Origin of the sequence: Komagataeibacter melaceti (genome assembly GCF_003403295.1) — a bacterium.
Classification (GTDB): domain Bacteria; phylum Pseudomonadota; class Alphaproteobacteria; order Acetobacterales; family Acetobacteraceae; genus Komagataeibacter; species Komagataeibacter melaceti.
In genome coordinates, this window is sequence record NZ_QUWV01000224.1 from 1 (window position 1) to 993 (window position 993).

Genomic DNA, 993 nt, shown 5'->3' on the forward strand with positions numbered 1-993 from the left:
GCACGACATTTTCAGCACGCTCGATGAAGTCCCCGCCATGGAGCTGGCGGACCAGGGGCTCGTTGACCTGCGTATCGGCAAAGGAGAACCCGGACAGGTCCTTATAGGCGGGGAACCGGGCGGTCTTTGTCTGGTAGGCGATGGAGCGCACTTCGCGTTCGGCCAGTTCCGCCTTCAGGAGTTGTGAGAGGATGGGGATGGCCGCCTCGAAGGCAGGCGCGCCCTGCTCTATGAGGTCAGCCGTGGCCTGGGACATGCCATACATCCGCAATCCACGGAGCATGACGACAAGTGAAGCGGCGGCAGGATCATGACGCATGGCGGCTGTCCCTTCGCAGGATGTCATACCGCCCTGTATCGGCGCACGGTTCGTGTTTGAGCACCAGGGCCTGTGGGGCATCGAGCCGGGGAACCACGGTTCTCCTGGCATCGATCAGGCGATGAAGCGTATTGAGAACATGGGTCTTGGTCGCCACGCCGTCTTCAAGTGCCAGTTCAACCGCGCAGAGGACAGCGTGCTCATCATGCTGCAGCACAAGGGCCAGGATTTCAGCCATTTCCCGGTCGCCTCCAGGCCGCCTGAGCAGTTGATCCTGCAGGGTCCGGAAGGCAGCTGGCAATTCGGCAAACGGCGCGCCATTGCGTAGGGCGCCCGGTTTGCGCTGGATGACCGCCAGATAATGCCGCCAGTCATACACCGTGCGGCCTGGCACACCATGCGAACGCGTGATGATCCGGTCATGCACGCACAGAACCTGCCCTTCGGCGATAATGCGCAGCCTGTCGGGATAAACCCGCAGGCTGACCGGACGATTGGCAAAGGAGGCCGGCACGCTGTAGCGGTTGCTTTCGAACTGGATCAGGCAGGTTGGCGAGACGCGCTTGGTCTGTTCGACAAACCCGTCAAAGGGACGCCCCGGCACCATGAGGTGAGGACGCTCGCTGGCATAGACCTCGGCGATGCTCCGGGCCAGTTCGATATGCTGCAGCCGT

The 993-nt window shown here is 62.2% G+C and carries 2 protein-coding genes; both read right to left on the reverse strand.

Annotation, left to right across the window (positions count from 1 at the left end; genetic code table 11):
• On the reverse strand, nt 1-319 hold a 319-nt coding region (locus DY926_RS16520; RefSeq protein ID WP_241503288.1), incomplete at its 3' end, for an ATP-binding protein.
• Nucleotides 309-993 (reverse strand): Mu transposase domain-containing protein (locus tag DY926_RS16525; RefSeq protein ID WP_408886086.1); only part of this gene is annotated, 685 nt, incomplete at its 5' end. The genes DY926_RS16520 and DY926_RS16525, both read right to left, overlap by 11 nt.